This is a genomic window from Phreatobacter sp., from assembly GCF_051860605.1.
GTDB lineage: Bacteria > Pseudomonadota > Alphaproteobacteria > Rhizobiales > Phreatobacteraceae > Phreatobacter.
The window spans coordinates 514435-541032 of sequence record NZ_JBHYDR010000002.1; the positions used below are offsets into that span (position 1 = coordinate 514435).

Consider the following 26598-nt stretch of genomic DNA (forward strand, 5'->3'; position numbering starts at 1 on the left):
GGCCCTCTGCCCCCTTCGAGGTCTCCCACCATGCTGCCCATTGCCGTTGCCGCGCTCCTTGCCGCAGCTGCCGTCGCTCTCGGCCGGGTGTCCGGCTGGAACGACCTGCCAGCCTATGTTTATGGCCTGACCTTCGTCGCCGGGGGGCTGGCGCTGGCCGCCCGCAACGCTTCGACCCTGATCCGGGCCATGATCGGCTTTCTGCTGACCTGGCACCTCGCGGCGCTTGCGGTGCTTCTCGCCAAGGAGGCCGGCCTCACCCCCGAGGCACTCGATCCCTACCTGCCGACGCGCGCAAGCATCCTGCTGTCGGTCATCTTCGCACTGATCGTGTTCGGCGTGAGCCATCTTGCGGTGATCCGCCAGATCACCAGGCTGGCCGATCCCTATTTCGAGACGCGCGACGTCGGCACGCTGACGCTGCCCTTCGGCCTTGTCCTGCGCGTCCGCGAGAACTGGCTGGCCCATCTCCTGCTTTTCGTGCTGCTCGCCATCAATGTCGCGCAGGTGCTGGCCACCGTCCTGCTCAACCAGTGGAACAACCGCTTCTACACCGCGCTGCAGGAGCGGGCCGAGGCGACGTTCTGGATCGAACTGCGCTATTTCACCATCGTCGCCTTCATCTGGATCGTGCTCGCCGTCTACGAGCTCTACCTGACCCAGTACACCCAGATGCGCTGGCGCCGCTGGATGACCGCGCGGCTGACGGCCAACTGGCTCGAAAATGGCGGCCATTACCGGATGCGGCTGAGGGGCTCGTCGGCCGACAATCCCGACCAGCGCATCGCCGAGGATGTCCGGCTGTTCGCCGAGCGGACGCTGCAATTCGCGATCCGCTTCTTCGCGGCCGTTCTGTCGCTCTATGCCTTCGTGCTGATCCTCTGGGGCCTCTCGGCAAGCTTCAAATACAATGTCGCCGGCATCGATCTGGAATCGATCCCCGGATATCTGGTCTGGGCGGCGCTGCTCGTCGCCATTTTCGGCACGGTCTGCGCCCATCTCATCGGCCGGGCGCTGATCGGCATCAACTTCCTGCGCCAGCGCTACGAGGCCGATTTCCGCTACAGCCTCGTGCGCGTGCGCGAGAACGACGAGCAGATCGCCCTGCTGAAGGGCGAGCGGGCCGAGAGCGAGGGCCTCGCCCGGCGCTTCGCCAATGTGGTCGCCAACTGGTTCGACTACATGAAATACACCAAGCGGCTGACCTGGTTCACGGCGTTCCTGAACCAGGCCTCGATGATCTTCCCGTTCATCATGCTGGCACCGGCCTATTTCTCCGGCGCGGTCCAGCTCGGCGCCCTGACCCAGACTGCGGGCGCCTTCGGGCGGGTCGAGCAGTCGCTGCTGATTTTCACCGACCTCTACCGGGATCTCGCCGAATACAAGTCGGTCGTCGACCGGCTCTCCACCTTCGAGGCCTCGGCCGAGCGCGCCAAGGCGGCGCCGGACATGGCCATTGCCGGCGCGAAATGGGGCGAGAGCCTCGCCCTGTCCGGCCTCAGCGTCACCTTGCCCGACGGCCAGCCTGTCGTTGCCGCTCCTGACATCACCGTCGGGCGGGGCGAGAGCGTGCTGGTCACCGGGCCCTCGGGTTCCGGCAAGTCGACGCTGTTCCGCGCGATCGCCGGCATCTGGCCGCATGGCAGCGGCCAGATCACCCTTCCGGCCGGCGCCGATGTCATGCTGCTGCCGCAGCGGCCCTATTTCCCGGTTGCGCCGCTGCGTGACGCACTGACCTATCCGGCCGAGCGCGGGGCCTATTCGGATGCCGAACTCGGCAAGGCGCTGGCGGCCGTCAACCTGCCCGCGCTGGTCGACCGCCTCGACGAGGAGGCGCCCTGGCAGATGATCCTTTCGGGAGGCGAGCAGCAGCGGCTCGCCATGGCCCGCGCCTTGCTGGCCCGGCCCGACTGGCTGTTCCTCGACGAGGCCACGGCCGCCATCGACGAGGCCGGCGAGGCAAACCTCTACCGCACGATCCGCGAATGGCTGCCGGACGCGACCATCGTGTCCATCGGCCACCGCTCGACGCTGGCCAATTTCCATGACCGGCGGGTGCATCTGGTCAAGGACGAGGCGGGTGTCCACGTCGCCGCGGACGCTCCCCTCCTGCCGCTGGCCAGGACCTGAGACCGACCGGGACACGGCGGTCCGGTTTCCGGACCGGTCCCGCTCCCGGATCGTGATAGAATGGGTCCATGGCGACGCATGGACAGTTCTGCGCGGTGGCGCGAGCCCAGGATCTCCTCGGCGGGCGCTGGACGCTGCTCGTGGTGCGGGAACTGCTGTGCGGCGCCCGCCGCTTCAACGACATCCGGCGCGGCATCCCCCGCATCTCGCGCACCATCCTGTCGGAGCGGCTTCAGGCGCTGGCCGCGGCCGGCGTCGTGCGCCGCGGCGAGGGCGCGCAAGGCCCCGAATATGATCTGACCGAGGCCGGTCGCGAACTGATCGGCATCGTGCAGGCGCTGGGGGTCTGGGGCCAGCGCTGGCTGCCACGGCATGCCGAGCGCGAGGAGATCGACCTCGATCCGCTGCTTCTCGACATGCAGCGCCGGGTCCGTGCCGACGCCCTGCCGGCCGAGCCTTTCGTCATCCGCTTCGACCTGAAGGACCGGCCGGCGCGCTTCCTGCTGATGAAGGGCGGGGATATGGCGCTGTGTGCCCACAATCCGGGCTTTCCGGAGCCGTTGTGCCTGGGCGGTCCGGTGGCAGCGCTTGCCGGCTGGTGGCGCGGCGATATCGGGTTGGCCGAGGCGCGTCGCCGCGGTCTCGCCCTCACCGGGGACAAGGCGATGCTTGCGGCCTTTCCCGGCTGGTTCGAGCGCTACCTCTTTGCCGACGTGGCAGCCGCCGCATCATGACCGGGTCCGGATTTCGGACCTGACGCGGGCGGCGTCCCGGAGCATCAGGGGCAGGTCCCCAAGCTGCCCGAGACAGGCTCATGTCCTCTGCCACCCTTCTCGCCATACCGGCGCTCGCCTTTGTCACCTCCATCAGTCCCGGCCCGAGCAACATCATGCTGCTGGTCTCGGGGGTCAATTTCGGCTTCAGGCGCACCATTCCGCAGATGGTTGGCATCACCGCCGGTTTCAGCATGCTGCTGGTGACGGCGGGACTGGGGCTCGGCGCCGTGCTCCGCGCCGTCCCGGCGCTGGAACTCGTCCTGAAGGTCGGGGGCGGTGCCTACCTGCTCTATCTCGCCTGGCGGATCGCCATGGCCCGGTCGATGGCGGCGGAAACCGGCAGTGGCGCCCGGCCCCTGACCTTCCTCGAATCGGCAGCGTTCCAGTGGGCCAATCCCAAAGCCTGGGTCGTTGCCCTGACCGTCATGGCGGTGCATGCCGATCCGGTCTCGCCCGTAGTGTCGTCGGTGCTGGTGGCCGCCGTCTTCGCTCTGGTCAATCTGCCGTCGATCTCGGTCTGGGCGGCCTTCGGCCTGGCGCTGCGCCGCGTCATCGCCGACCCGGTACGGCTCAGATGGTTCAACATTGCGATGGGAAGCCTGCTCGCATTATCGCTCTGGCCCATGCTGATGACCTGAGCGGCCTTCGCGCTCAGAAGGCCGGTTCGAGCGTGATCGTGCCGCGCACGCCGGTCAGGATCATTCCGCGCAGGCCGTGCGGCCGCCAGCGATTGGCGCCCTGGATTGCCCAGAAGATGGCGCGCTCCTGCCGGTCGATCTCGCCGCCGCAGCGCCGCTCGATGAAGTTAAGCGGCCCGAAGCGGATGTCGCTCGGCCCCTGCCGGCGATAGTCGGCGCCAACCGGATTGCAGCCGCCGAAGCCCGACATGCGCCAGTTCGGCGTGAAGGTGAAGGATGGCCGGTCGCTCGCCACCGGCCGCCGGCCATTGATCGACACGACGGCCAGCCGCGTGCCGGTCGGAAAGCGCTGATAGAGCAGCACCTCTTCGCGCGTGGGCGCGCGCGGGCGCGCAGGCTCCCGGCGCCTCTGCTGCGCCTCGGCTACCGCCGACAGGAGCATGAGGGCGAGGCAGGCCAGCGCTGCGGTCTTGAGGCGGATCGCGATCATCGGCCCGGCTTACGTCGCCGCGGCCGGCACTTCAATGGCGCCCGCCGTCTGTCCTGTCAGGGCAGCGATATAGAGTTCGGTCCAGCCGAGCGCGGTCTTGTCGCCGATGGCCCGCCACATGGATTGCCAGCGGCTCCGGCGCTCCTCGATGTCCATGGTGAGCGCCCGGTGCATGGCATCCGCAATGGCATCGCGGTCATAGGGATTGACCAGCAGTGCCCCGAACAGTTCGCGCGCGGCGCCCGCAAAGCGCGACAGGACCAGCACGCCCGGATCGTCAGGGTCCTGGGCTGCGACGAATTCCTTGGCGACAAGGTTCATGCCGTCCCGGAACGGCGTGACCAGGCCCACGCGGGCCAGCCGGTGCATCCCCGCAAGGCTTGCCCGGTCGAAGGAACTGTTCAGATAGCGCAGCGGCACCCAGTCGGGCGCCGAATAGGTGCCGTTCAGCCGGCCGGCCGCAGCCTCGATCTCGCGCCGCAGGTTTCGGTAGGAACTGACCTCGTTGCGGCTGAGCGGCGCGATCTGCATGAACGAGACGGCGCGCACATGTTCCGGATAGCGTTCAAGCAGGATGCGCAGGGCATCGATCTTGTTCGGAATGCCCTTGGAATAGTCGAGACGGTCGACCCCGATGATCAACTGGCGCCCGACCAGGCTGTCGGACAGGTTCAGCCAGTCCTCGGTCCCCACCGCTGCTTCGGCATCGGCGGCCATCTGCGCCGCGTCGATGGCGATCGGGAAGGCCTCGACACGATAGGTGCGGTGGAAGGCGGTCACCTGTCCGTCGGCCGTGACCGTCCCGCGCTCCTCGTCCCGCACATAGTCGATGAAGGCGGCGTAGTCCTCGACCGTCTGCAGGCCGACAAGGTCGTAGAACGAGAAGTCCCGCATCAGGTCGCGATGGTCGGCCAGCGCGCAGAAGACAGATGGGACGGGGAAGGGAATATGGTGGAAATAGCCGATGCGGCCGGTAAATCCGAGCGCGCGCAATTCGGCACCCAGCGGGATCAGGTGGTAGTCGTGGACCCAGACGATGTCGTCGGGCCGCAGCAGGGGCAGAAGCGCGCGCGCGAACACGCGGTTGACCCGCCGGTAGGCCTCCCAGTCCGAGCGCCGCGCGTCGATCAGGCCGAGCCGGTAGTGGCAGAGCGGCCAGAGCGTGCTGTTGGCATAGCCGGCATAATGGGCCTGCTGGTCGACCGGATCGAGATCGACCAGGGCATAGTCGACCTTGCCATGCCGGACGAGGCGTGCCTCGGGCGGCGGGTTCTTGCGCGTGCGCCCGCTCCAGCCGAACCAGATGCCGCCCCGCGCCTCCAGCGCTTCGGCAAGGGCAACGGCAAGACCGCCCGCCGTCTGGCCATCCGGCAAAGCGACCCGGTTGGAGGCGATCACCAGACGGGACATCAGCGCACCTCCATGGTGGGCGTCGCGGCCTCACGCACATCGCTCGTGCCGGTCTGGACGTCGGAGCCGCGTGTCATCGCGGCGAGCCAGGCGCGAACGGCGACCGGATCGCGCAGATGGCGATTGGCGAGCGCGCTTTCGCGTGGGCCCACGCCGATTGCCAGCCCTCCCAGTGCGCGCGCGGCGCGGAACCCGTCCTCATCCGTCACATCGTCGCCGATCATCACCGGTACCCGGCCCTCGAAGGGAGGCACCGCCATGAAGCGCTCCACGGCAGATCCCTTGCTTGCGCCCTGCATCCTGAGTTCCAGAACGTGGTTCCCGCGCAGCAGTTCCACGGTTGGTCCGAGATCGGCGACAATCTCGGCGACCGCTGCCTCGACCCGCCCGGCAAGATCCGGCGAGCGGCGATAGTGAATGGCGAGCGAACTCGGCTTGCGCTCCACCACGATGCCCGGCCAGGCCTCGATGGTCTGCGTCGCCTCGCCATTGAGGCGGGACAACCAGGTCGGGGGCTCGTTCCGCTCGACGGTTCCCTCCGCCGACAGCCGCCAGGCCGCTCCGTGCTCCCCGGCGCAAGCCAGCCGGGCCGGCGCGAAGGTTTCATCGATCCAGTCGATGGTCCGCCCCGAGACCAGCGCGAGGGCGCCGTCGAGATGGTCCTGCATCCGCATCAGCAGGTCCGGCAGGCCGTCCGGGACAAGCACCGCATCCGGGGTCTCGGCAAACTCGAGAAGCGTGCCGTCAATATCCAGAAAGACAGCCAGGGCGACGGGGTTTGGGTCCGTTCCAGGAAGGGTCAAAGCTGGCAAAATCCTGTGAGATCAGGCTCCCCGAAGAGAAGAAGATGTGAGCGTGTGATGGCAAGAGGGGCAATTCATTGCGCCGTCCCGATTGGGGAAGATAGGGCGCATCGCCCGCGAATCCAACCCGGATGAGCAATGAAGTGGCGATTTGCTGATGTGAATACGGTGGAGGCAGCGCCCGGAACGGTGCGCCGATCCGGGCCAGACGTCGTCTCAGACCGCCTTCGGCAAGGCCTCGCGCGCCCAGCCCTCGCGCTTGCGGTAGATGGTCGAGGGGCTGATCTCCAGCGCCGCCGCGGCGCGCGACAGGTTGCCGTCGAAGGCGGCGATGGCGTCCTCGATGATGCGCCGCTCCTGCACCCAGAAGGGATCGACCGACGAACGGTCCGCGGGTGGGCTGGCCATCCTGTCCGGCGGGGCATGGGAGCCGTGGGCAAGCGCCAGCGGCAGCATGGCGGCCGTGACCTGTTCCCCGTCATGCATGACCACGATCCGGCGGATGACATTCTGCAACTGGCGGACATTGCCCGGCCATCCGAAGCCGGCGACGATCCGGGCGGCTGCGGGCTCGAACCCGCGGAAATGTCGCCCCTCCTCGCCGCTGAACCGGCACAGGAAGGCCTCGGCCAGCGCCGGGATATCGTCGCCGCGCTGGCGCAGGGGCGGCAGGTGCAGCGGCAGCACGCAGAGCCGGTAGAACAGGTCCTCGCGGAACCGCCCGGCGGCAACCTCCGCCTGCGGGTCCCGGTTGGTGGCGCAGACGAAGCGCAAATCGACCTGGCGCGTGCGGGTGTCGCCGACCCGGCGAACCTCGCCCGTCTGGATGAAGCGCAGCAGCTTGGTCTGCAGCGCGAGGTCCATCTCGCAGATCTCGTCGAGGAACAGCGTCCCGCCATCGGCAAGTTCGGCGGCGCCCGGCCGGTCCTCGACGGCCCCGGTGAAGGCCCCCCTGACATGGCCGAAAATCTCGCTTTCCATCAGCTCGCGCGGAATAGCCCCGCAATTGAGGGCGACGAAGCGGCCGGTCTCGCGGCCGGATCGACGGTGGACCGCCTGCGCGGTCACTTCCTTGCCCGTGCCGCTCTCGCCGGTGATGAACACGGGTGCCCGCGAGGGGGCGATGCGGCGGACCTGTTCGTAGATGCCCCGCATGGCCGGGGAGGTGCCGATGAAGCCCTCGAAATCCGCATCCGTCCCCTGTTCGGGCTGCCGGACCGGACGCGCGGCCGAAACCGGTCCGAGCAGGTCGCCCACCCTGCGGGCCAGGTCGGCGGGCGCAACCGGCTTGACCACCACATCGCAGGCGCCGGCACGCATGACCGCAACCACGGTTGCCAGCGAGCCGCGCGCCGTGGTGACGACCAGCGGGCCCTCGTAGCCGGACAAGCGGATCGCCTCGACGTGATCGACAGCGGATGCGCCATCTCCGTCGATGCAGGCAACGACGGCGGCCGGGGCCGTATCGTCGAGGATCAGCAGGGCCGATTCAAGATCCACGGCCTCCACACCCCTCCCGAGCGCGCCAAGCGCCCGCACCGCCTGGCGACGGGCGGCCGGATCGGCGTCGAGCACGAGGATCGTTGGCAGGACGACTTCATCACGGGGCTCTTCTGAGCCCACTTCACGCAGCATGGCCGGGCGACCCCTCACACGGACCGGATTCCTTCGGTGAGCCACACCATGGTGCAACAGGGTAAACAGGCGGTTTCCGAACCGGTGCCGCCGCCAATGCAAATGGCCCGCCGGATGGCGGGCCATGGGAGACGGCCGCGGGGGCCGGCCGTCAGATTTGCAAGGCGGCCCTCAGAGGCGGCCGCCGCCCTCGCCGGGACCGCCCGGACCGCCGCGACGCGGTCCATCGCCCGAGCCGCCGCGGCCTTCGCCCCAGCCACCGCGACCTTCGCCCCAGCCACCGCGGCCTTCGCCCCAGCCGCCGCGGCCTTGCCAGCCGCCCATCATCATGCCGCCGCCCATCATGCCGCGGCCCCGCATCATCATGCGCGCGGCGCGCCGCTTCTGGCCCTCGTCAAGGGTGGCGTAGAGCGGCTGGGCCGCGTCGGCGATCCTGCGCATGGTCGCCGCACCCTCGGCCATCCGGTCGGCGGCGGCGCGCATGCGCTGGATCGGGTCCTGCATGGCCTGGCCACGGCTCTCACGCATCTCGCGGCGACGCTCGAAGCGCTCGGTCATGCGCTGGAAGCGCTGATTCGCCGTTTCCCGCAGCGCCGCCTCGAGCGCCGGCCAATGCTGCTCCTGCTCGGGTCGCAGCCGCAGGCCCGCCTTGAGCCCGGCAAGCCGCGCGTCGATCATCGCGGCGCGATCCTCGGGCGACATGCGCATCATGCGCCGACCCGGACCCCAGCCGCCGGGGCCTCCGCCGCCACGGCCTTCGGTGGCGCCGGGCGGCGATGCCGGCGGGCTGCCGGGAGGCGTTGCCTGCGCGAAGGCGGCAGCCGCCGTGACGAGGCTGGCCGCGACAGCCACTGCAACGAGCTTGGTCTTCATGATGGTCTCCTTCGGGTCGCCCCCGACCCAGAACCTGATGAAGACACGCTACGCCCGCCGCCCGCCTTGACCCAGTTAAACTTCGTTCATGTGGCGGAAGGCCCGCCACCGGTCGGTGCCTTGCCGAACTGGGCGAACAGCTTCTCGACCTGCGCCAGCTGCTGGTCCTGCATCTCCCGGCCGGTCTCGAACAGCCGGCCCATCGTCGCTGTCCAGGTGTCGGCGGCCTGCTGGCCGATGCTGCGCGGACCGGTGGCCTCGCCGGTTGCCGGCGGGGTTGCCGGCTGCATGAGCGGATTGGCCGCCTGAAGCTGGCGGGCCATCTCCATCAGCTGGTCGAGGCCGGGGATGCCGGTGGCAGCGGCGGGCTTGGGCTGGTTGGCGCCGGCGAAGAAGTTGGAGAACATGCCCATCATGCCGCCAAGCGGGTCGGCCGTGCCGGGGGCCATGGGCGTGCCGAGCCGTGACAGCGTGGCGGTGAGCAGGGCGCCGAGGGGGTTCTGTCCATTCATCGCGCCCTGCATCAGGCCGCCCATCAGCAGGGCCGCCATCATGGGCATGACCTGCTTCATCATCTCTTGGCCCATGCCGGTCACGGTCGCCGTCTGGGCGGCGATGGCCTGGGCCAGGTCGTTCGAGCCGAAGATCCGCGTCATGGCCTCCTGGCCCGCGGCCATCATGGCGCTGGTGGCGCCCGCCGGGTTCTCGAACATCTTCGCGACATTCGGCTGGGCGGCGTAGAGGCCGAACAGGTTGGCAAGGTCGAGCGGCGACTGGGCCGTGCGGTTGAGCCCCACCGAGAAGGCAGGAAGAAGGGCATCCATGGCGGTCTTCACCTGATCCGGCGCCATGCCGAACTGTCGGGCAAAGGTGTCGAAGCCGGGATTGCGCTGCGCCTGCGCGAGGATGTCGGCGAGATTGAACATGACAGCGCTCCCTTGGGCCGATTCCCGGCCCTGTCGCTGCATCTAACCATGGCGGACCGCGAGCGTCACGAGCCGGCCGTGGCCCCCTTTCCGGAGGTGAAAGGCGAATGGGCCGCCGGCGGAGGCGCGATCGACGGCGGCTCGGTAGGCGGCCGCTGCGCGAGCCTGTCGATCACGCGGTAGCAGATGACGATGGACAGCACGGCGAAGACCATGCCGCCCACGGCCTGGCCGGCAATGATACCCTCCGGACCATGGGTCTCGCCGCCGAGCCAGGCACCTGCCAGCGCGAACGGCACCGTGCCGACCGTTGCCCGGCCCCAGTTCAGCACGGTCGAATAGGTCGGGAAGCCAAGATTGTTGAACGCCGCATTGCCGACGAAGACCGCGCCGTTGAAGGCCCAGATCAGCGAGGCATAGACGCAGAAGAAGCCGATCACGCCCGCCGCCGTGCCCGTGGCGCCGAAGGCGGCGATGATCGGTCCGGACAGCATCAGCAGGATCAGCCAGACGACCATGCCGTAAATGGTCAGGAAGATGAGCGAATCGGTCAGCGTCTGGCGCACCCGCGGGATCAGCCGCGCGCCGAGATTCTGGCCCATGATCGGGCCGACCGAGCCGGACAGGGCGAAGAACGCCCCGAAGGCCACCGGCACCAGCCGCCCGAGCACCGCCCAGCCGGCGACCGCCCCGTCGCCATAGCGGGCGATCATCGCCGTGACGATGCTGTTGCCCACCGGCGTGGCGACATTGGTCAGCACGGCGGGGACGGCGATGGCGGCCAGCGGTCGCAGGTCGCCGATCACCGCCGCAGCCGTCGGGCGGGCCGCCATGCGATGCACGCGCGTGACCGCCCAGGCGCCGGTCCCGGCCATGCCGATGCGGGCGACGATCGAGGTCAGCGCGGCGCCATCGACCCCGAGGCCGAGGCCGAAGATGAGGATTGGATCGAGGATGGCGGTGATGATGCCGCCTGCCAGCGTCACCCACATGGCGCGTTGCGCATCGCCGACCGCGCGCAGGATGGACGAGTACATCATGCCGAGGCCGAGGAACGGGGTCGCCGGCACCACCATCCAGAGAAAGCGGTCGGCAATCGCATGGGTGCGGCCGGTCGCGCCGAGCAGGGACAGGGTCGGCCCGGAGGATGGCAGCAGGGCAATCGAAATGGCGGTCATCACCACCACCATGGTGATGAGGCTTGAGGTCGCGATCCGGCGCGCGCGGGCGCGATCACCGGCGCCGAGAGCACGCGAGACCAGCGCCGTGCCGGCGATGGCGAGGCCGATGGAGAACGACGTCAGGAAGAACAGGACGGTGCCGGCATAGCCGATGGCCGCCGCCAGTTCCTGTTCGCCGAGCCGGGAGATGTAGAACAGGTTGAGCAGGTCGACGAGGAAGATCGCCATCAGGCCGACCGAGCCGGTCGTGGTCATGACGATGACATGCCGCATCGTCGAGCCCTGCGTGAACTTCGCAGGCTCCGCGCGCGAAGGAGAGGCTGAACTCATCCTGAATACCTGGTCTCGTCTGTCAGCACGTCCTGGGCTTCCGGATTGAGCGGCCGTGCGGCGCGCGCCGGCTCCACCAGCGGGGCGGGCTGCATCTGCTGGTGCATCAGGTGCCGTCCGGCGGCCAGCCCCTCGTGCTGCTGAAGCTCCAGCCGGGCGGCATCGCGCCGGCGCACGTCAGCCATCACCGCATCGGCACGCTCGGGATCGCTGCCGAGCGCAACCAGAGCATGGCGGCCGAACAGGAGCGCGCTCTCCAGCGTCTCGCGGATTTCGAAGTCGACGCCCTCCTCGCGCAGCTTGATCGTGTGGCCCCGGTCGAAGGCCCGCACGAACAGTTTGGCCAGCGGAAACTCCGCCTTGACCAGTTCGACAATGGTGTTGGCAGCTTCCGGCTTGTCGACGCAGACGCAGATCAGCCGGGCCCGCCCGGCCCCCGCGGCCCGCAGCACGTCCAGCCGCGTGCCGTCGCCGTAATAGATGCGGAACCCGAAGCTGGCGGCCGCCTCGATCATCTCGACATCGTTGTCGATGATGGTGACCTCCACCCGTTCGGCCAGCAGCGACTGGCAGGTGAACTGGCCGAACCGGCCGAAGCCGATCACCAGCACCTCGCCCGAGAGCCCGTCCGCCACTTCCACCCCGTCGAGCGAGACCTTCTCGGCCGGAACGAGATATTTGAGGCCCATCAGCGCCAGCGGCGTCAGCACCATGGAAATGATGACGATGGCGGTCAGCACGGCATTGGCCTGGCCGTCGATCAGCCCGGCAGACGTCGCCGCGGCATAGAGCACGAAAGCGAACTCGCCGCCCTGCGCCATCAGGATCGTCCGCTCCATGGCCTCCGCATGAGAGGAGCGGGCGATGCGCGCGATGACATAGATGCCGGCGGCCTTCACCAGCATGTAGGCGACCACGTAAACGACGACGAGCCGCCAGTTGGCGGCAACCACCGACAGGTCGAGCGACATGCCGACCGCCATGAAGAAGAGCCCCAGCAGCATGCCGCGAAACGGCTCGATGTCGGCCTCGAGCTGGTGGCGGAAGGTCGATTCGGAGAGCAGGACGCCGGCGAGGAAGGCACCCATGGCCATGGACAGGCCGCCCATCTGCAGGGCGAGTGCCGAGCCGAGAACCACCAGCAGCGCCGCCGCGGTCATCACCTCTCGCGCGCCGGACTGGGCCAGCAGGCGGAACAGCGGATTGAGGAGATAGAGCCCGGCGAGGATCAGGCCGACGATGGAGCCGATGCCGATGGCGACGGTCATCGCATGGCTGGCAAAGCCCTGGGCGGTGGCGGGCGCGACGGCCGGGGCGAGGAAGGCCACCAGCGCCAGAAGCGGAATGATCGCGAGATCCTCCAGCAGCAGGATCGACACCATCTTCTGCCCATGGGGGGAATTGAGTTCGCCGCGCTCCTCCAGCGTCTGCATGACGATGGCGGTAGAGGTCATGACGAAGCCGGCGCCGGCGGCGAACGAGACGGCCACGGGAAAGCCGCCGATGACGCCGACCAGCGTCAGCAGTCCCGCGCAGACCGCCACCTGGGCAAGGCCGAGCCCGAAGATCTGCCGCCTGAGCCCCCACAGGCGGGATGGCTGCATTTCCAGGCCGATGATGAACAGGAACAGCACCACGCCAAGCTCTGCGACGTGCAGGATTGTCGCAGGATCGGTGAAGGCCTTGAGGCCGAACGGCCCGATGGCCAGGCCCGCAGCCAGATAGCCGAGGATGGAGCCGAGCCGCGCCTTGCGGAACAGCGGCACGGCAACGACCGCTGCGGCGAGCAGCGTCACGGCCGGCACGACGAAGGCGGTGGGGGAGTGGATGTCGGCCATGGGGAATCCGGGGGAGGAGAGCGACCCCCTATTTAGGCGGCCGGGACGCGTTCGGCACCACCCATGTTTTCACGAGGGCGGTGCGGGCGCGGTTCGCGGTCAGCCCGTGCCGCCGACCGTGATCCGTTCCATCTTCAGGGTCGGCTGGCCGACCCCGACCGGCACCCACTGGCCGGCCTTGCCGCAGGTGCCGATGCCGGTGTCGAGGCTCATGTCGTTGCCGACCATGGTGACGCGCTTCATGTCGGCCGGCCCCGAGCCGATCAGCATGGCGCCCTTCAGCGGCGCGCCGACGCGTCCGTTCTCGATCCGGTAGGCCTCGGTGCATTCGAAGACATATTTGCCCGACGTGATGTCGACCTGCCCGCCGCCGAAACTGACCGCATAGATCCCGTTCTTCACGCTGGCGATGATCTCCTCCGGCGCATGGCCGCCGGCCAGCATGTAGGTATTGGTCATGCGCGGCATGGGCTGGTGCGCATAGCTCTCGCGCCGGCCGTTGCCGGTGGCGGCGACGCCCATCAGGCGGGCGTTCTGGCGGTCCTGCATGTAGCCGACCAGCCGGCCGTCCTCGATCAGGACGGTGCGGCTGGAGGCGGTGCCCTCGTCGTCGATCGAGATCGACCCGCGCCGGCCGATGATCGTCCCGTCGTCGACGACGGTCACTCCCGGGGCCGCGACCATCTCGCCCATCAGCCCGGCAAAGGCCGACTGACCCTTGCGGTTGAAGTCGCCCTCGAGCCCGTGGCCGACCGCCTCGTGCAGCATCACGCCCGGCCAGCCGGGGCCGAGCACGACATCCATCTCGCCGGCCGGCGAGGGCACGCTGTCGAGGTTGACCAGTGCCTGGCGCAGCGCCTCGTCCGCGGCATGCGTCCAGCTGTCCTCGGTGACGAGACCGGCAAAGGCGGCGCGGCCGCCAAAGCCGTGCGAGCCGCTCTCCTGACGGTCGCCACGCCCGGCAACGACAGACACGTTCAGCCGCAGCAAGGGGCGCACGTCGCGATAGGTGGCCCCGTCGGGTCGCATGATCTCCACCGCCTGCCACGACGAGGCGAGCGAGATGCTCACCTGCCGAACTGCGCTGTCCTTGCCGCGCACATAGGCGTCGATGGCCTCGACGAGGCGCACCTTGTCGCCGAAGGCGGGGGCGTCCAGCGGATTGTCGTCGCCGTAGAGGCGAACATTGGTCCGCGCCGGGCCGGCGGCCAGCGTGCCGGCATAGCCGTCGGCGACCGCACGGACCGTCTCGGCGGCTCGCTTCAGGGCCTCCTCGGAGACCTGCGAGGAATGGGCATAGCCCACCGCCTCGCCCTTGACCGCCCGCAGTCCGAAGCCCTGGCTCGTATCGGTGCCGGCCTGCTTCAGCCGGCCATTGTCGAAGACGAGCGATTCCGAGCGCTTGTATTCAAGAAACAGTTCGCCATCGTCGGCGCCGGCAAGCGCCGTCGCGAGGATCGACTGTGCAACGGCCGGGTCGAGATCGGCGCGGGCAAGCAGGGAGAGGTCGGACATCGGCACTCCGGCAGGCAGGCCGCAGCGGCAGCGCGGCAAGGTCCCAACTGGGAAAGTCCTGACTAGGACAGTCTTATCTAGGCCTGCCGGCGGCGGGATGCGAGTGCCGATCGTCCGCCAGGGTCAGGGCAGGGCGGCGAAGCCGTCCTTGAAGCCGTTGAGCGACACCGGGACGCCAATGCCCTCCTCCGGCGTCTGGAAGATGATGAAGGTCGCGGTGCGGCCACTCGACATCTTGCCGATCAGTTCCTCTTCCATCACGACCTCGGCATAGCAGCCGGACGGCAGGCAGCGCACGAAGCCGGCCCGGCCGACATCCTGGTCGTCGATCCGCAGGCCAAGGCCCGAGGGCAGCAGCACCCCGAGCGGAGCGAGCACGCGCAGCAGGCGTGCGCGCCCGTCGGCCGTCTTCAGGGCGATGACCGAGAGCGCGACATTGGGCCGGTCCTCGGCCGCAACGTTCTGCACCAGGGCACATTGCTCGCTGCGCGATCCGGGCGGCGTGTCGCAGCGCACCTGCCAGTCGCCGTGCGTCGCCCGTACCGCGCCCTGCGCGTGAGCCGGGACGGGCGCGACAGTGAGCGTTGCAAGGCCAAGGATCGCAAGGGCAAGGCTGGCAAGGCCCATGCGGCGGCGCGCCATGGTCGGGAGTGTCATCCGCTGGTCTCCGGGCCTCGTATCGAGCGTCAAGGTCAGGCGGCAAGGCACCGAATCGCCCGCCCGTGCGGGCGTTCCGAGCCTGTCCGTGGGAGGGACCATTCCATCGGGACCATGTCAAGATGATGGGCAAGAGGCGGCCGTCCATGCAAAAGCGGGACGCCGGGGGCGTCGATCGGCGCATTTCCCGCAGTGCGGCAACCGACTATAAGAGATCAGGAAGGGGCGGGACGGGCTTCCCTGGAAACGTTCGACGGTCGCATTGCGAGCATGGCGATTTTGTGTTTCAAGGGGCCGAAAACCCCGCCCGGCGAGGCGCGCGGCGCATCCCTTGACGATGTGCTCCCGGTCGCGGCGAGATGGGGTTCCAAGGGCGCAGACAGGCGTGGCCGTCTGCGCGGGGCGCTTGGGCAGGTTTGGCATGAAGGTCGCGGGCGCCCGGGCGCGCCCCGTCACGGATATGGAGCGAAGGAACATGCGTAAGGCGATGCTGAGCGGCGCGCCGACGAAGCTGATGGGGGCCGGCGTGCTCCTGGCGGCTGCGGCGCTGGCCATGGCCGTCGGCCCGGTGCAGGCCCAGGGACTGGGTCAACCGGTGCGCGGCGCCATCGGCTTCCAGGAATCGGCCTCGCCGGTCATGGACTTCATCGTCTGGTTCCACAACGTGCTGCTGATGCCGATCATCACGATCATTTGCATCTTCGTCGCCGGCCTGCTCGGCTGGTGCATCTGGCGCTTCTCCGAGACGCGCAACCCGGTTCCGTCCAAGACCACGCACCATGTCGGCCTCGAGGTTGCCTGGACCGTGATCCCGGTGCTGATCCTGTTCGTGATCGCCATTCCCTCGTTCCGCCTGCTCTACCAGCAGCAGGTCATCCCGAGAGCCGACATGACCATCAAGGCCATCGGCTCCACCTGGAAATGGTCCTACGAATATCCCGATCACGGCAATTTCCAGTTCGTCTCGACCATGTCGACGGACGAGGAGATCGCCCAGCGCGTCGCCCAGGGCACCCCGCGCGAGCAGCTTCCGCGCCTGCTGGCGGTCGACAACGAGGTCGTCGTGCCGGTCAACAAGGTGATCCGCGTCCAGGTCACCGCCTCCGACGTGATGCACGCCTTCGCGGTTCCCTCCTTCGGCATCAAGATCGACGCCGTTCCGGGCCGCCTGAACGAGACCTGGTTCCGCGCCACGCGCGAGGGCCTGTTCTACGGCCAGTGCTCGGAGCTCTGCGGCAAGGACCACGCCTTCATGCCGATCGCGGTCCGTGTCGTCTCCGAGCAGGCCTTCGCGACATGGGTCGAGGATGCCCGGCGCAGGTTCGCCGCCGCTCCCGCACCGACCACCGTCGCCGCCACCGAAATCCCGGCGACGCGCTGACGCGCCGCCCGCCACAACGACTGATCCAGTCGAGGACTGAAGCACCATGGCTCAGGCTCACGCGTCCGCCGACCACCACGACGACCATGCCATTCCGACCGGCTGGCGCCGCTACGTCTATTCGACGAACCACAAGGACATCGGCACGATGTACCTGGTGTTCGCCATCATTGCGGGCCTGATCGGCTTCGCGCTGTCGATCGGCATCCGGCTCGAGCTCATGGAGCCGGGCATGCAGATCTTCTCAAATGCCCATGCGTTCAACGTGTTCACGACCGGCCACGGCGTCATCATGATCTTCTTCATGGTCATGCCGGCGCTGATCGGCGGCTTTGCCAACTGGTTCGTGCCGATCATGATTGGCGCGCCGGACATGGCCTTCCCGCGGATGAACAACATCTCGTTCTGGCTGCTGCCGCCGGCCTTCGGCCTGCTGCTCATCTCGCTGTTCGTGGAAGGTCCGTCGGGCGCCACCGGGTTCGGCGGCGGCTGGACCATCTATCCGCCGCTCTCGTCCACGCTGGGCCATCCCGGCCCCGCCATGGATTTCGTGATCCTGTCGCTGCATCTTGCCGGCGCCTCGTCGATCCTCGGCGCGATCAACTTCATCACGACCATCTTCAACATGCGCGCACCGGGCATGACGCTGCACAAGATGCCGCTGTTCGCCTGGTCGATCCTGGTCACGGCCTTCCTGCTGCTGCTGTCGCTGCCGGTGCTGGCCGGCGCCATCACCATGCTGCTGACTGACCGCAATTTCGGCACGACCTTCTTCGATCCGGCCGGCGGCGGTGACCCGATCCTGTTCCAGCACCTGTTCTGGTTCTTCGGTCACCCGGAGGTCTACATCCTGATCCTGCCGGCCTTCGGCATCGTCAGCCACATCATCTCCACCTTCTCCAAGAAGCCGGTCTTCGGCTATCTCGGCATGGCCTATGCCATGGTGGCGATCGGCGTGGTCGGCTTCATCGTGTGGGCGCACCACATGTACACGGCCGGGCTTTCGGTGAAGACCCAGGCCTATTTCGTCGCCGCCACCATGGTGATCGCGGTGCCGACGGGGGTGAAGATCTTCTCCTGGATCGCTACCATGTGGGGCGGTTCCATCCGTATGGCAACCCCCATGCTCTGGGCCGTCGGCTTCATCTTCCTGTTCACCGTGGGCGGCGTCACCGGCGTCGTCCTGGCCAATGCCGGTGTCGACCGGGCCCTGCACGATACCTATTACGTGGTGGCCCACTTCCACTACGTGCTGTCGCTCGGCGCGGTCTTCGCCATCTTCGCGGGCTGGTACTACTGGTTCCCGAAGATGACCGGCTACATGTACTCGGAATTCGTCGGCAAGATGCATTTCTGGGTCACGTTCATCGGCGTGAACCTGATCTTCTTCCCGCAGCACTTCCTGGGCATCCAGGGCATGCCGCGCCGCTATGTTGACTATCCGGACGCCTTCGCAACCTGGAACTTCGTCTCGTCCATCGGCTCCTATATCGCGGCTGTCGGCGTGGTGATCTTCCTGTCGGGTGTCGTGCTCGCATTCCAGCGCAAGCAGAAGGTTGGCGACAACCCGTGGGGCGAGGGGGCGACCACGCTCGAGTGGACGCTGCCGTCGCCGCCGCCGTTCCACCAGTTCGAGCAGCTGCCGCGCATCCGCTGAGGTCGCTGCTGATCATCTGACCCTCGTCCGGGGCATCCCTTGCCCCGGATCGTCACAGGGAGCCGGCCTCACCCGGCCCCGCCGAACCGGAAGCCGACGTGTCCTTTGTCGACGAGACCACCGATGCCGGCCGCGCAGCTCTGGTGAGCCAGGCCACGCCGCGCGACTTCATCGAACTTATGAAGCCGCGGGTGATGTCGCTCGTCGTGTTCACGGCGCTGGTCGGGATCATGCTGGCGCCGGGCGGGCTGCATCCGGTTCTCGGCGCCATCAGCCTGATGGCCATCGCCGTCGGCGCCGGGGCCTCCGGCGCGCTGAACATGTGGTACGACGCCGATATCGACGCCCGCATGTCGCGCACGCTGGCGCGTCCCATCCCCTCGGGCCGCGTCTCCCCCGGCGAGGCGCTCGCCTTCGGACTGGTGCTGTCGGCCTTTTCGGTCGCCGTGCTCGGCCTTGCCGCCAACTGGCTGGCCGCCGGCCTGCTCGCCTTCACGATCTTCTTCTATGCCGTCGTCTATACGATGTGGCTGAAGCGGGCGACGCCGCAGAACATCGTCATCGGCGGTGCCGCGGGCGCCTTTCCGCCGATGATCGGCTGGGCGGCAGTCACCGGTTCGGTCTCCGTCGAATCGATCGTGCTGTTCCTCATCATCTTTGTCTGGACCCCGCCGCATTTCTGGGCGCTCGCGCTCGTGAAGTCGGAGGACTATGCCCGCGCCGGGGTGCCGATGCTGCCGGTCGTGGCGGGCGCCGATGAGACGCGGCGGCAGATCCTCCTCTACACGCTGCTGCTCGCCCCGCTCGGCCTTGCCCCGGTCTTCCTCGGTTTCGCCGGCCTGGCCTATGCCGCTACGGCGACAGCCGGCGGTGCCGTCATGCTCTGGTGCGCCGTCGAGATCTGGCGGCGGCGCGAGGGCGCGCCGGCCCGCAAGGCGGCCGGCCGCATGTTCGGCTATTCGATCCTCTATCTCTTTGCGCTTTTCGCCGTGCTGCTGGTCGAGCAGGGCCTCCTGGCACGCTTCGGCTGGGGGGCATGATGCCCGACGACAGCCGCCAGACGGGAATCGTGCTGACACCGGAGGAGAAGAAGCGCCAGCGCCAGCGCAACGTCGCCATCGCGCTTGCGCTCGTCGGGCTCTGCGTCCTGTTCTGGGCCATCACCATCGTGAAGGGCCCCGCCATGCTCAACAGGCCGATGTAGGGACTGCGCCATGGCCGATGGGATCAACACCGAAGCGACCCGGACCGACGTGACGCCGCCCCAGGGCTCGCGGCAGAAGGGCTGGCGTGACATCAAGGTCGCGCTGTCCGCGCTTGCCTTCGGCGCCACCATGTTCGGCGCGGCCTATGCCGCGGTCCCGCTCTACGACATGTTCTGCCGCCTGACCGGATTCGGTGGCACCACCATGCGCGCCGAGCGGCCGGCCGACCGGGTGGTCGATCACCGCCTCGACATCCGCTTCGACGCCAATATCGGCCCCGGCCTTCCGTGGCGCTTCCGTGTCGATACCGCACGGCAGACGATCCGGGCCGGCGAGACCCACACCATGACCTATCAGGTGACCAATACCGGCCCTGAGGCGGTCACCGCCATGGCCACCTACAATGTCACGCCGCTGACCGCCGGCCGCTACTTCAACAAGCTGCAGTGCTTCTGCTTCACCGAGCAGACGCTGGCCCCCGGCGAGACGCGCGAGTTCTCGGTCGTCTATTTCATCGATCCCGACATCGTCGACGACCCCGAAGGCCGGTCGACGAACACCATCACTCTCAGCTACACGTTCTTCCGGCAGAACCAGTCCCCGCGCCCCGTGGCGCAGGGCGCCGCGCCGACCCGGCAGAACTGACCACGGCCCGACCGGCCCGGACGAGACAGAGCCACACGGAGAGACCAGCAATGGCCGAGGCCCACGCCAAGCATCACGACTACCACCTCGTCCCGCCGAGCCCCTGGCCGTTCATCGGCTCCATGTCCGCCTTCGTCATGGCGATCGGCGCCATCATGTGGATGAAGGGCATGCCGCTGGCCGGGCTGAAGCTCGGGCCGGTGGTGTTCTTCGCGGGCTTCATCGGCGTGCTCTACACGATGTTCGCCTGGTGGTCGGACGTCATCAAGGAGAGCCAGCAAGGCGATCACACCCGCGTCGTGCAGCTTCACCTGCGCTACGGCATGATCATGTTCATCGCCTCCGAGGTGATGTTCTTCGTCGCCTGGTTCTGGGCCTATTTCGATGCCGCCTTCTTCGCCGGCGAGGCGATCCAGTACCAGCGCACCGAACTGACCGGCGGTCATTGGCCGCCGAAGGGCATCGAGACCTTCAATCCGCTGCAGATCCCGCTGCTCGGCACGCTCGTGCTGCTTCTCTCCGGCACGACGGTGACCGCGGCCCATCACTACGTGGTGACCGGCGAGCGCGAGAAGGCCAAGATGTATCTGTGGTTCACGGTCGTGCTCGGCGTGCTGTTCACCTGCCTGCAGGCCTACGAGTACGGCCACGCCCACTTCAACTTCTCGGGCCACATCTACGGCGCAACCTTCTTCATGGCGACCGGATTCCACGGCGCCCATGTCATCATCGGCACCATCTTCCTGTTCGTCTGTGCCATGCGCCTCTACAAGGCCACGCATCTGACCCCCGAGAAGCATTTCGGCTTCGAGGCTGCGGCCTGGTATTGGCACTTCGTCGACGTGGTCTGGCTATTCCTGTTCGCCGCCATCTATGTCTGGGGCCATGACTGGTCCGGCAAGGCCCTGGCGGCTGCGGCCGGCGCCGGTCACTGATCCTGCTGCAGGACGGCACGGGAAGGGGCGGCTTCGGCCGCCCTTTTCGTTGATGGGTTGCGACGCTCTTGCCCGGCCTTCACGCCCTCGTCATTGTGACGTGAGGCCCTGGTTGTGGCTGTATGTCAGACGAACACCGGAGCCCGGTCGATCAATGCCCAAGAATCGCCAATGCCCATGACACGTCGAACTGTTCTGGCCGCCTCGCTGGCCGCCGCGGCGGCTCCGGCCGTCCTGACGCGGGTGGCGATGGCGAGCGCGCCGGTGGAGCGCGTGCAGCGCCATGTGCTGGCCAACGGGCTGGAGATCGTGGCGATCCCCGATCACCGCGTTCCCGTCATCACCCACATGCTGTGGTACCGGGTCGGGTCGGCCGACGAGGAGCGGGGCAAGTCGGGCCTTGCGCACTTCCTTGAGCATCTCCTGTTCAAGGGCACCGAGCGTCATCCGGGCAACCTGTTCCAGCGCGCGGTCACCGCCGTCGGCGGGACCGAGAACGCCTTCACCTCCCTCGACTATACCGGCTATTTCCAGCGCATCGCGCGCGACGAGATTGCGCGGATGATGGATTTCGAGGCCGACCGGATGACCAATATCGTCCTGACCGACGAGGTGGTCGATCCCGAGCGCGACGTGGTGCTGGAGGAGCGCCGGCAGCGCACCGACAACGTGCCGGGCGCCCGCCTCGGCGAACGGCTGTCGGCCGAACTCTGGGGGCCTGACCACCCCTACGGCGTTCCGGTCATCGGCTGGGAAAACGAAATCCGCGGTCTTACCCGCGAGGATGCTCTGGTCTTCTACCGCCGGCACTATGCGCCCAACAATGCGATCCTGATCGTCGCCGGCGACATCACGCCGGAGGAGGTGATCCGGCTGGCCGAGCCGACCTATGGCGCCATTGCCCGAAATCCGGCCATCCAGCCGCGGTCGAGGCCGCCGGGTCCTGAGCGGACGGCCCGCGGGCGCGTGCGCCTCGCCGACCCGAAGGTTGCCCAGCCCAGCATGAGCCACAGCCTGATCGTCCCGTCCTATTCCCGGGCCGCGGCCGGCGAGGCCGAGGCGCTCGACGTGCTCGCCCAGATCCTGGGTACCAGCCCGACCGGGCGCATGGTGAGCACGCTCGTTACCGAGCGGGGCCTTGCCGCCAGTGCCGGGGCCTTCTACGCGGGCTCCGCTCTGGGACAGGGCCGCTTCGCCCTGCACGCCGCTCCGCGCCCCGGCGTCCCGCTCGACCGGCTGGAGGCAGCCATCGACGACGTGCTCGCCAGGCTTCTTGCCGACGGCGTCGGCGAGGACGAGGTGGAACGGGCGAAGACGCGGCTGATTGCCGATTCGGTCTTCTCCCAGGACAGCCAGGCCAGCATGGGCCGCATGTACGGTGCGGCCCTGACCACCGGATCGGCGGTCGACGACCTTCAGGCCTGGCCCGGCCGCGTGCGTGCAGTGACCCGCGCGGCCGTCGAGGCTGTCGCCCGCCGCCATCTCGACCTCAACCGCGCCGTGACTGCCGAACTGGTTCGTGGCGAGGAGCCGGCCCGATGATCCTGCGTCGGCGCACATTTCTGTCGGGAACCCTCGCCATGACCGCTGCCGCCCTTGCCCCGACCGCGGCCCGGTCCTCATCGTCGAACCAGGCGAGCCGGATCGAGCGCGTGGTGTCGCCCGGCGGCGTGGAGGCCTGGCTCGTCCGCCAGACCCATCTGCCGATCGTCGCGCTCGCCTTCGCCATGGGCGGCGGCTCGGCGCAGGATCCGCAGGACCGGCCCGGCCTTGCCAACATGCTCACCGCGATGCTGGACGAAGGAGCCGGCGAGCGCGACGCCGAGGCCTTCAGCCGGGCCATGGAGGAGCGCGCGATCCAGCTGTCCTTCTCCGCCACGCGCGACCATCTGTCGGGCTCCATGCGCATGCTCTCCGAACACCGGATGCAGGCCTTCGCCCTGCTGAAGGATGCGCTCACCCAACCGCGTTTCGACCCCGCTCCCATGGAGCGCATCCGCCAGTCGCTGCTGTCGACGCTGCGTCGCCGCACCACGACGCCGGGCGCCATGACGGGCGATGCCTTCTGGCAGATCGGCTTTGCCGGGCACCCCTATGCGCGCCAGACCATCGGCACGCTGGAGGGTGTGGCCGCCATCACCCGCGACGATCTTCTCGCCATGCACCGGAAGCTGGTGTCGCGTGCCGGCCTGAAGGTCGCCGTTGTCGGCGATATCGAGCCTGGCGAACTGGCGGCGGTGCTTGACGACGTCTTCGGCGGCCTGCCGGCGCAGAGCGGCGCCGGCCCGGTTCCGGCGGCCGCTCTTGCCGGTCTTGGCCAGCGGCAGATCATCCCGATCGACGTTCCCCAGGCGACCATCTCGTTCGGGATGCCGGGCCTGCTGCGCGAGGACGACGACTTCGTCACCGCCTTCGTGGTCAATCACGTTCTGGGCGGCGGCTCCTTCTCGTCCCGCCTGTATCAGGAGGTGCGCGAGAAGCGCGGCCTTGCCTATTCGGTGTCCTCCAGCCTGCTCGCGCTGGACCGTGCCGGCCTCGTCACCGGCGGCACCTCGACCCGTAACGACCGGGCCGGCGAGAGCCTGTCGGTCATCGAGGGCGAACTGAAGCGTATGGGCGAAGCCGGCCCCGACGCGGCCGAACTCGACCAGGCGAAGCGCTATCTCATCGGCTCGTGGGCGCTGCGGTTCGAGACCTCGACCCAGATCGCAGCCAATCTCATCCGCATCCAGCTCGACGGCTATGGACCGGACTATCTCGACCGGCGCAACGGCCTGATCGAGGCGGTGACGCTTGCCGATGCCAAGCGGGTGGCGGCCCGCCTGTTCGGCGATGCGAAACTGCTGGTCATCGTCGCCGGCAAGCCGGAAGGGCTGTAGGCCCGCTCACGCGCCGCGCAGCTTCTGCACGGCGAAGGCCGCAAATACCCCGATCAGCGTCAGCGCGAGTCCGAACCAGGTCAGCGCATACTCAAAATGGCGGTTGGCGAAGACGAGCCGCGTCTCTCCCCCCACCGGCAGGCCGCCCGGAACCGGGCGCGCATCGGCATCCACCGAGAATGGCGCGACAGCCCCTGTCAGTCCCATGGCCTGCGCCATTGCCGCGATGTCGCGGGTGTAGAACAGCCGGCGGGCGGCATCATCGCTCGCCGCGAAGATGGTCCGGATCTCGGGAAAGCGGACGAGGCCGTCCACGGTCACCGTGCCGCCGACCTGGCCCGCCGCGCGGGATGCCGGGTCGCGTCGCTCGGTCGGAACGAAGCCGCGATTGACGATCACCGTGCCGCCGCCCGCAAGATCCATCGGGGTCATGACAAACCAGCCCTGGCCCTGCGGCCGGCTGCGGTCGGCGGTGCGGGTGTCGCCGGCCACATGGTAGAGATAGGCCTCGCGGTTGTGGCGGAAGGTGCCGGTGAGCCGCACCTTGCGATAGTCGTCGGTCTCCGCGCTCATCGCGGTCCAGGCGCTGGCGGGGGCGAGGGGCACGGGTTCTGCCGCCGCGCGGGCCTCCACCTGGGCAATCAGGGCCTGTTTCCAGGCCAGCCGGTTCAACTGCCAGCTGCCGAGGGCGACCAGCACGGCCAGCGCTCCCAGCGCGAGGATGCCCGGCAGGACAAGGCTGCGCAGGCGCTGGGCGCGGCCCGCCGCTGAAGACGCCATCATGCTGCCTCCGCCCCTCAATCCCGGTCCAGCCGGCCCTCGCGGGCGCCGTGCCGGTATTGCATCGCGATCATCAGCCCCTTCATCGGCCGCAGCAGGCCGAGGCAGACGACAAGGATCAGCGGAGCGAAGATCACCGCATGGAGCCAGAAGGGCGGCTCGTAGCGAAGCTCCACAGCCAGCGCGATGGCGCTGATGATGAAGCCGGCGATGAGGATGACGAACACGGCCGGTCCGTCGCCGGAATCGGCGAAGGAATAGTCCAGTCCGCAGGCGCTGCATTGAGGCTTCACCGTCAGGAACCCCGAAAACAGGGCGCCCTCGCCGCAGCGCGGGCAGCGTCCGGCAAGGCCGGTCGAGATGGGGGACTGGGCTTCGAAATGGCTCATGGCAGGCATCTCCGATGCTCCTGCTATAGGCCCTCGCAGGCCGGAGAGCGAGGGTGTTGCCCGGCCGCGAAAGGTGTCGCCAGCACCGGCACGCCAGGGCAATGAATTCAATTCAAGCCGTTTCCGCCTGATTGCCCACAGCCTCCGTTAACCGCTTCTTCAAGGCTCGCGACTAGGTTTTGCCGAGGGCACGCTTGGCGGGCTGTGGCGAATTTCGGGAACGGGAGTGCAGGACGCGCTTCCGCCATCTTGGAGCAGGTCTGATGGCCGTTGATCTTTCGATGCCGATCCTTGTGGTCGATGACTACAACACGATGATCCGCATCATCCGCAATCTTCTGAAGCAGCTTGGCTTCGAGGACATCGACGACGCCTCCGACGGCTCGGCGGCGCTCGCCAAGATGAAGGAGAAGCGCTACGGGCTGGTCATCTCCGACTGGAACATGGAGCCGATGACCGGCTACGAACTTCTCAAGGAAGTCCGTGCCGATTCCGGCCTGTCCCGCACGCCTTTCATCATGGTCACGGCCGAATCCAAGACCGAGAACGTCATCGCCGCCAAGAAGGCCGGCGTGAACAACTACATCGTGAAGCCCTTCAACGCGCAGACGCTGAAGGCCAAGATCGACGCCGTCTTCGCCGACTGACATCGGGCTCCGGAGGGAGTGACCGGGGCCGGGGGGCTGCCGGAGGCGCATGAGAACCGTCGGCCCGTCCGGGCCGGCGCGAACGGAAAGGCCAGGGCTGTTCCCGCCGGTTCCGCCCCAGAAACGGACTGCGCCATGAAGAGCGTCTCGACCGATCATCTCGACCGGATCGTGGATTTCGTGAAGACCAAGCGGGAGGGCGATGTGTCGCTCGCCGACGTCGTGGGTCTTGCCGAGGTCACCGTCGAATCGCTGTCGACCTTCTTCCGCGCCATCGACAATTCCGTCTATCGCGAACTCGCCGACATCGCGTCCTTCATCACCAACATGAAGGAGGAGATCGGCCGCCTGCAGCCCAACGACCTCAAGCAGACCCGCATCCCGGCCGCCGGCCAGGAGCTCGACGCCATCGTGAAGGCCACCGAGAAGGCGACCGACACGATCATGGGCGCGGCCGAGGAGGTGATGGCCGGCGATGCCGCCGATCCGGCCTACAAGGCCATGGTCGACGAGCGGATGATGCTGATCTTCGAGGCCTGTTCGTTCCAGGACATTACCGGGCAGCGAGTCGCGAAGGTGATCGAGACCCTGAAGCACATCGAATCGCGGGTCTCGCGCTTTGCCGCGGCCATCCACGCTGCCGATGCCGATGGCTACATGACCGAGGACGAGCAGCGCGCGGCCGAGCGCAAGCGGCGCAACATCCTCCATGGACCGCAGCTCGACGGCGATGGCGTCGGGCAGTCCGATGTCGATGCCATGTTCGACAAGGCCCCCGGCATCAGCCCGCAGGACGATATCGACGCGCTGTTCAAGTGACCCGGACCGGATGCGGCAACACCGCATCCGTCGAAGGCAGGAGCAGGCGGTCCGCCGGC

General features: G+C 68.1%; 25 protein-coding genes. 13 read left to right on the plus strand and 12 right to left on the minus strand.

Annotation, left to right across the window (positions count from 1 at the left end; all coding sequences use genetic code 11):
* The first annotated feature begins 30 nt into the window (after window positions 1-30).
* The 3 genes from ACTIFS_RS05310 to ACTIFS_RS05320 all read left to right on the plus strand — a co-directional run bounded on the left by ACTIFS_RS05310 (window position 31) and on the right by ACTIFS_RS05320 (window position 3544).
* Entirely contained in the window at window positions 31-2130 is a 2100-nt protein-coding gene (locus tag ACTIFS_RS05310; RefSeq protein ID WP_439572996.1) for an ABC transporter ATP-binding protein/permease, read from the plus strand.
* Between the two features lie 68 nt (window positions 2131-2198).
* A complete protein-coding gene (locus tag ACTIFS_RS05315) occupies window positions 2199-2864 on the plus strand; it encodes a winged helix-turn-helix transcriptional regulator (RefSeq protein ID WP_439572997.1) in 666 nt (221 codons plus the stop codon).
* 80 nt (window positions 2865-2944) lie between these two features.
* A complete protein-coding gene (locus ACTIFS_RS05320) occupies window positions 2945-3544 on the plus strand; it encodes a LysE family translocator (protein ID WP_439572998.1) in 600 nt (199 codons plus the stop codon).
* 13 nt (window positions 3545-3557) lie between these two features.
* Here ACTIFS_RS05320 and ACTIFS_RS05325 read toward each other — a convergent pair whose 3' ends face one another.
* The 10 genes from ACTIFS_RS05325 to ACTIFS_RS05370 all read right to left on the minus strand — a co-directional run bounded on the left by ACTIFS_RS05325 (window position 3558) and on the right by ACTIFS_RS05370 (window position 15202).
* Complete coding sequence (locus ACTIFS_RS05325) at window positions 3558-4034, minus strand: META domain-containing protein (protein ID WP_439572999.1); 477 nt, start codon at window positions 4032-4034, stop codon at window positions 3558-3560.
* Window positions 4035-4043: 9 nt separating this feature from the next.
* Window positions 4044-5444: an alpha,alpha-trehalose-phosphate synthase (UDP-forming) gene (locus ACTIFS_RS05330; protein WP_439573000.1), complete on the minus strand. Its 1401-nt coding sequence runs from the start codon at window positions 5442-5444 to the stop codon at window positions 4044-4046.
* On the minus strand, window positions 5444-6247 hold the full coding sequence (otsB, locus tag ACTIFS_RS05335; protein WP_439573001.1) for a trehalose-phosphatase: 804 nt from the start codon (window positions 6245-6247) through the stop codon (window positions 5444-5446). Before otsB ends, ACTIFS_RS05330 begins: the two co-directional genes overlap by 1 nt.
* 216 nt (window positions 6248-6463) lie before the next feature.
* Complete coding sequence (locus ACTIFS_RS05340; protein ID WP_439573002.1) at window positions 6464-7882, minus strand: sigma-54-dependent transcriptional regulator; 1419 nt, start codon at window positions 7880-7882, stop codon at window positions 6464-6466.
* 171 nt (window positions 7883-8053) lie between these two features.
* The gene (locus tag ACTIFS_RS05345) at window positions 8054-8755 is read right to left on the minus strand and encodes a Spy/CpxP family protein refolding chaperone (protein ID WP_439573003.1); all 702 of its coding nucleotides are present in this window, start codon (window positions 8753-8755) and stop codon (window positions 8054-8056) included.
* 86 nt (window positions 8756-8841) lie between these two features.
* On the minus strand, window positions 8842-9681 hold the full coding sequence (locus ACTIFS_RS05350; protein ID WP_439573004.1) for a DUF937 domain-containing protein: 840 nt from the start codon (window positions 9679-9681) through the stop codon (window positions 8842-8844).
* Window positions 9682-9746: 65 nt separating this feature from the next.
* Entirely contained in the window at window positions 9747-11192 is a 1446-nt protein-coding gene (locus tag ACTIFS_RS05355; RefSeq protein WP_439573005.1) for an MATE family efflux transporter, read from the minus strand.
* On the minus strand, window positions 11189-13030 hold the full coding sequence (locus tag ACTIFS_RS05360) for a monovalent cation:proton antiporter-2 (CPA2) family protein (RefSeq protein ID WP_439573006.1): 1842 nt from the start codon (window positions 13028-13030) through the stop codon (window positions 11189-11191). The genes ACTIFS_RS05355 and ACTIFS_RS05360 overlap by 4 nt, the downstream gene beginning before the upstream one ends.
* Window positions 13031-13129: 99 nt before the next feature.
* Window positions 13130-14545 carry a metalloprotease TldD gene (gene tldD, locus ACTIFS_RS05365; RefSeq protein ID WP_439573007.1) on the minus strand — a complete coding sequence of 472 codons (1416 nt, stop codon included), beginning with the start codon at window positions 14543-14545 and terminating at the stop codon, window positions 13130-13132.
* A gap of 123 nt (window positions 14546-14668) precedes the next feature.
* Entirely contained in the window at window positions 14669-15202 is a 534-nt protein-coding gene (locus ACTIFS_RS05370; RefSeq protein WP_439573008.1) for an invasion associated locus B family protein, read from the minus strand.
* 475 nt (window positions 15203-15677) lie between these two features.
* Here ACTIFS_RS05370 and coxB point away from each other — a divergent pair, with 475 nt between their 5' ends.
* From coxB to ACTIFS_RS05410, 8 genes are all read left to right on the plus strand, one after another.
* Window positions 15678-16583, plus strand: coding sequence for a cytochrome c oxidase subunit II (gene coxB, locus ACTIFS_RS05375; protein ID WP_439573009.1), 906 nt, complete (start codon window positions 15678-15680; stop codon window positions 16581-16583).
* A gap of 46 nt (window positions 16584-16629) precedes the next feature.
* On the plus strand, window positions 16630-18240 hold the full coding sequence (ctaD, locus tag ACTIFS_RS05380) for a cytochrome c oxidase subunit I (RefSeq protein WP_439573010.1): 1611 nt from the start codon (window positions 16630-16632) through the stop codon (window positions 18238-18240).
* A 140-nt stretch (window positions 18241-18380) separates the two neighbouring features.
* Window positions 18381-19280, plus strand: a complete 900-nt coding sequence (locus tag ACTIFS_RS05385; RefSeq protein ID WP_439573051.1) for a heme o synthase — start codon at window positions 18381-18383, stop codon at window positions 19278-19280.
* On the plus strand, window positions 19277-19444 hold the full coding sequence (locus ACTIFS_RS05390; RefSeq protein ID WP_439573011.1) for a CoxF protein: 168 nt from the start codon (window positions 19277-19279) through the stop codon (window positions 19442-19444). The genes ACTIFS_RS05385 and ACTIFS_RS05390 overlap by 4 nt, the downstream gene beginning before the upstream one ends.
* A gap of 10 nt (window positions 19445-19454) precedes the next feature.
* Complete coding sequence (locus ACTIFS_RS05395; protein ID WP_439573012.1) at window positions 19455-20090, plus strand: cytochrome c oxidase assembly protein; 636 nt, start codon at window positions 19455-19457, stop codon at window positions 20088-20090.
* A 50-nt stretch (window positions 20091-20140) separates the two neighbouring features.
* Window positions 20141-21025, plus strand: coding sequence for a cytochrome c oxidase subunit 3 (locus tag ACTIFS_RS05400; protein ID WP_439573013.1), 885 nt, complete (start codon window positions 20141-20143; stop codon window positions 21023-21025).
* Between the two features lie 177 nt (window positions 21026-21202).
* Window positions 21203-22567, plus strand: coding sequence for a M16 family metallopeptidase (locus tag ACTIFS_RS05405; protein ID WP_439573014.1), 1365 nt, complete (start codon window positions 21203-21205; stop codon window positions 22565-22567).
* A 38-nt stretch (window positions 22568-22605) separates the two neighbouring features.
* Complete coding sequence (locus ACTIFS_RS05410) at window positions 22606-23904, plus strand: M16 family metallopeptidase (RefSeq protein WP_439573015.1); 1299 nt, start codon at window positions 22606-22608, stop codon at window positions 23902-23904.
* A 6-nt stretch (window positions 23905-23910) separates the two neighbouring features.
* Here the strand turns inward: ACTIFS_RS05410 and ACTIFS_RS05415 are convergent, their stop codons facing one another.
* Window positions 23911-24687, minus strand: coding sequence for an SURF1 family protein (locus ACTIFS_RS05415; RefSeq protein WP_439573016.1), 777 nt, complete (start codon window positions 24685-24687; stop codon window positions 23911-23913).
* A 14-nt stretch (window positions 24688-24701) separates the two neighbouring features.
* On the minus strand, window positions 24702-25082 hold the full coding sequence (locus tag ACTIFS_RS05420; protein WP_439573017.1) for a DUF983 domain-containing protein: 381 nt from the start codon (window positions 25080-25082) through the stop codon (window positions 24702-24704).
* A 254-nt stretch (window positions 25083-25336) separates the two neighbouring features.
* On the opposite strand from ACTIFS_RS05420, the gene ACTIFS_RS05425 reads away from it, so the two are divergent.
* Both ACTIFS_RS05425 and ACTIFS_RS05430 read left to right on the plus strand, forming a co-directional pair.
* The gene (locus ACTIFS_RS05425) at window positions 25337-25720 is read left to right on the plus strand and encodes a response regulator (protein WP_439573018.1); all 384 of its coding nucleotides are present in this window, start codon (window positions 25337-25339) and stop codon (window positions 25718-25720) included.
* Between the two features lie 135 nt (window positions 25721-25855).
* A complete protein-coding gene (locus tag ACTIFS_RS05430) occupies window positions 25856-26539 on the plus strand; it encodes a protein phosphatase CheZ (RefSeq protein WP_439573019.1) in 684 nt (227 codons plus the stop codon).
* Window positions 26540-26598: the final 59 nt, after the last annotated feature.

Excerpts from the sequence above, each read along its gene's own strand:
- ACTIFS_RS05310 (WP_439572996.1), top strand. The coding sequence starts at position 31 with ATGCTGCCCATTGCCGTTGCCGCGCTCCTTGCCGCAGCTGCCGTCGCT.
- ACTIFS_RS05315 (WP_439572997.1), top strand. The coding sequence starts at position 2,199 with ATGGCGACGCATGGACAGTTCTGCGCGGTGGCGCGAGCCCAGGATCTC.
- ACTIFS_RS05320 (WP_439572998.1), top strand. The coding sequence starts at position 2,945 with ATGTCCTCTGCCACCCTTCTCGCCATACCGGCGCTCGCCTTTGTCACC.
- ACTIFS_RS05325 (WP_439572999.1), bottom strand. The coding sequence starts at position 4,034 with ATGATCGCGATCCGCCTCAAGACCGCAGCGCTGGCCTGCCTCGCCCTC.
- ACTIFS_RS05330 (WP_439573000.1), bottom strand. The coding sequence starts at position 5,444 with ATGTCCCGTCTGGTGATCGCCTCCAACCGGGTCGCTTTGCCGGATGGC.
- ACTIFS_RS05340 (WP_439573002.1), bottom strand. The coding sequence starts at position 7,882 with ATGCTGCGTGAAGTGGGCTCAGAAGAGCCCCGTGATGAAGTCGTCCTG.
- ACTIFS_RS05345 (WP_439573003.1), bottom strand. The coding sequence starts at position 8,755 with ATGAAGACCAAGCTCGTTGCAGTGGCTGTCGCGGCCAGCCTCGTCACG.
- ACTIFS_RS05350 (WP_439573004.1), bottom strand. The coding sequence starts at position 9,681 with ATGTTCAATCTCGCCGACATCCTCGCGCAGGCGCAGCGCAATCCCGGC.
- ACTIFS_RS05355 (WP_439573005.1), bottom strand. The coding sequence starts at position 11,192 with ATGAGTTCAGCCTCTCCTTCGCGCGCGGAGCCTGCGAAGTTCACGCAG.
- ACTIFS_RS05360 (WP_439573006.1), bottom strand. The coding sequence starts at position 13,030 with ATGGCCGACATCCACTCCCCCACCGCCTTCGTCGTGCCGGCCGTGACG.
- tldD (WP_439573007.1), bottom strand. The coding sequence starts at position 14,545 with ATGTCCGACCTCTCCCTGCTTGCCCGCGCCGATCTCGACCCGGCCGTT.
- ACTIFS_RS05370 (WP_439573008.1), bottom strand. The coding sequence starts at position 15,202 with ATGACACTCCCGACCATGGCGCGCCGCCGCATGGGCCTTGCCAGCCTT.
- coxB (WP_439573009.1), top strand. The coding sequence starts at position 15,678 with ATGCGTAAGGCGATGCTGAGCGGCGCGCCGACGAAGCTGATGGGGGCC.
- ctaD (WP_439573010.1), top strand. The coding sequence starts at position 16,630 with ATGGCTCAGGCTCACGCGTCCGCCGACCACCACGACGACCATGCCATT.
- ACTIFS_RS05390 (WP_439573011.1), top strand. The coding sequence starts at position 19,277 with ATGATGCCCGACGACAGCCGCCAGACGGGAATCGTGCTGACACCGGAG.
- ACTIFS_RS05395 (WP_439573012.1), top strand. The coding sequence starts at position 19,455 with ATGGCCGATGGGATCAACACCGAAGCGACCCGGACCGACGTGACGCCG.
- ACTIFS_RS05400 (WP_439573013.1), top strand. The coding sequence starts at position 20,141 with ATGGCCGAGGCCCACGCCAAGCATCACGACTACCACCTCGTCCCGCCG.
- ACTIFS_RS05405 (WP_439573014.1), top strand. The coding sequence starts at position 21,203 with ATGACACGTCGAACTGTTCTGGCCGCCTCGCTGGCCGCCGCGGCGGCT.
- ACTIFS_RS05410 (WP_439573015.1), top strand. The coding sequence starts at position 22,606 with ATGACCGCTGCCGCCCTTGCCCCGACCGCGGCCCGGTCCTCATCGTCG.
- ACTIFS_RS05415 (WP_439573016.1), bottom strand. The coding sequence starts at position 24,687 with ATGATGGCGTCTTCAGCGGCGGGCCGCGCCCAGCGCCTGCGCAGCCTT.
- ACTIFS_RS05420 (WP_439573017.1), bottom strand. The coding sequence starts at position 25,082 with ATGCCTGCCATGAGCCATTTCGAAGCCCAGTCCCCCATCTCGACCGGC.
- ACTIFS_RS05425 (WP_439573018.1), top strand. The coding sequence starts at position 25,337 with ATGGCCGTTGATCTTTCGATGCCGATCCTTGTGGTCGATGACTACAAC.
- ACTIFS_RS05430 (WP_439573019.1), top strand. The coding sequence starts at position 25,856 with ATGAAGAGCGTCTCGACCGATCATCTCGACCGGATCGTGGATTTCGTG.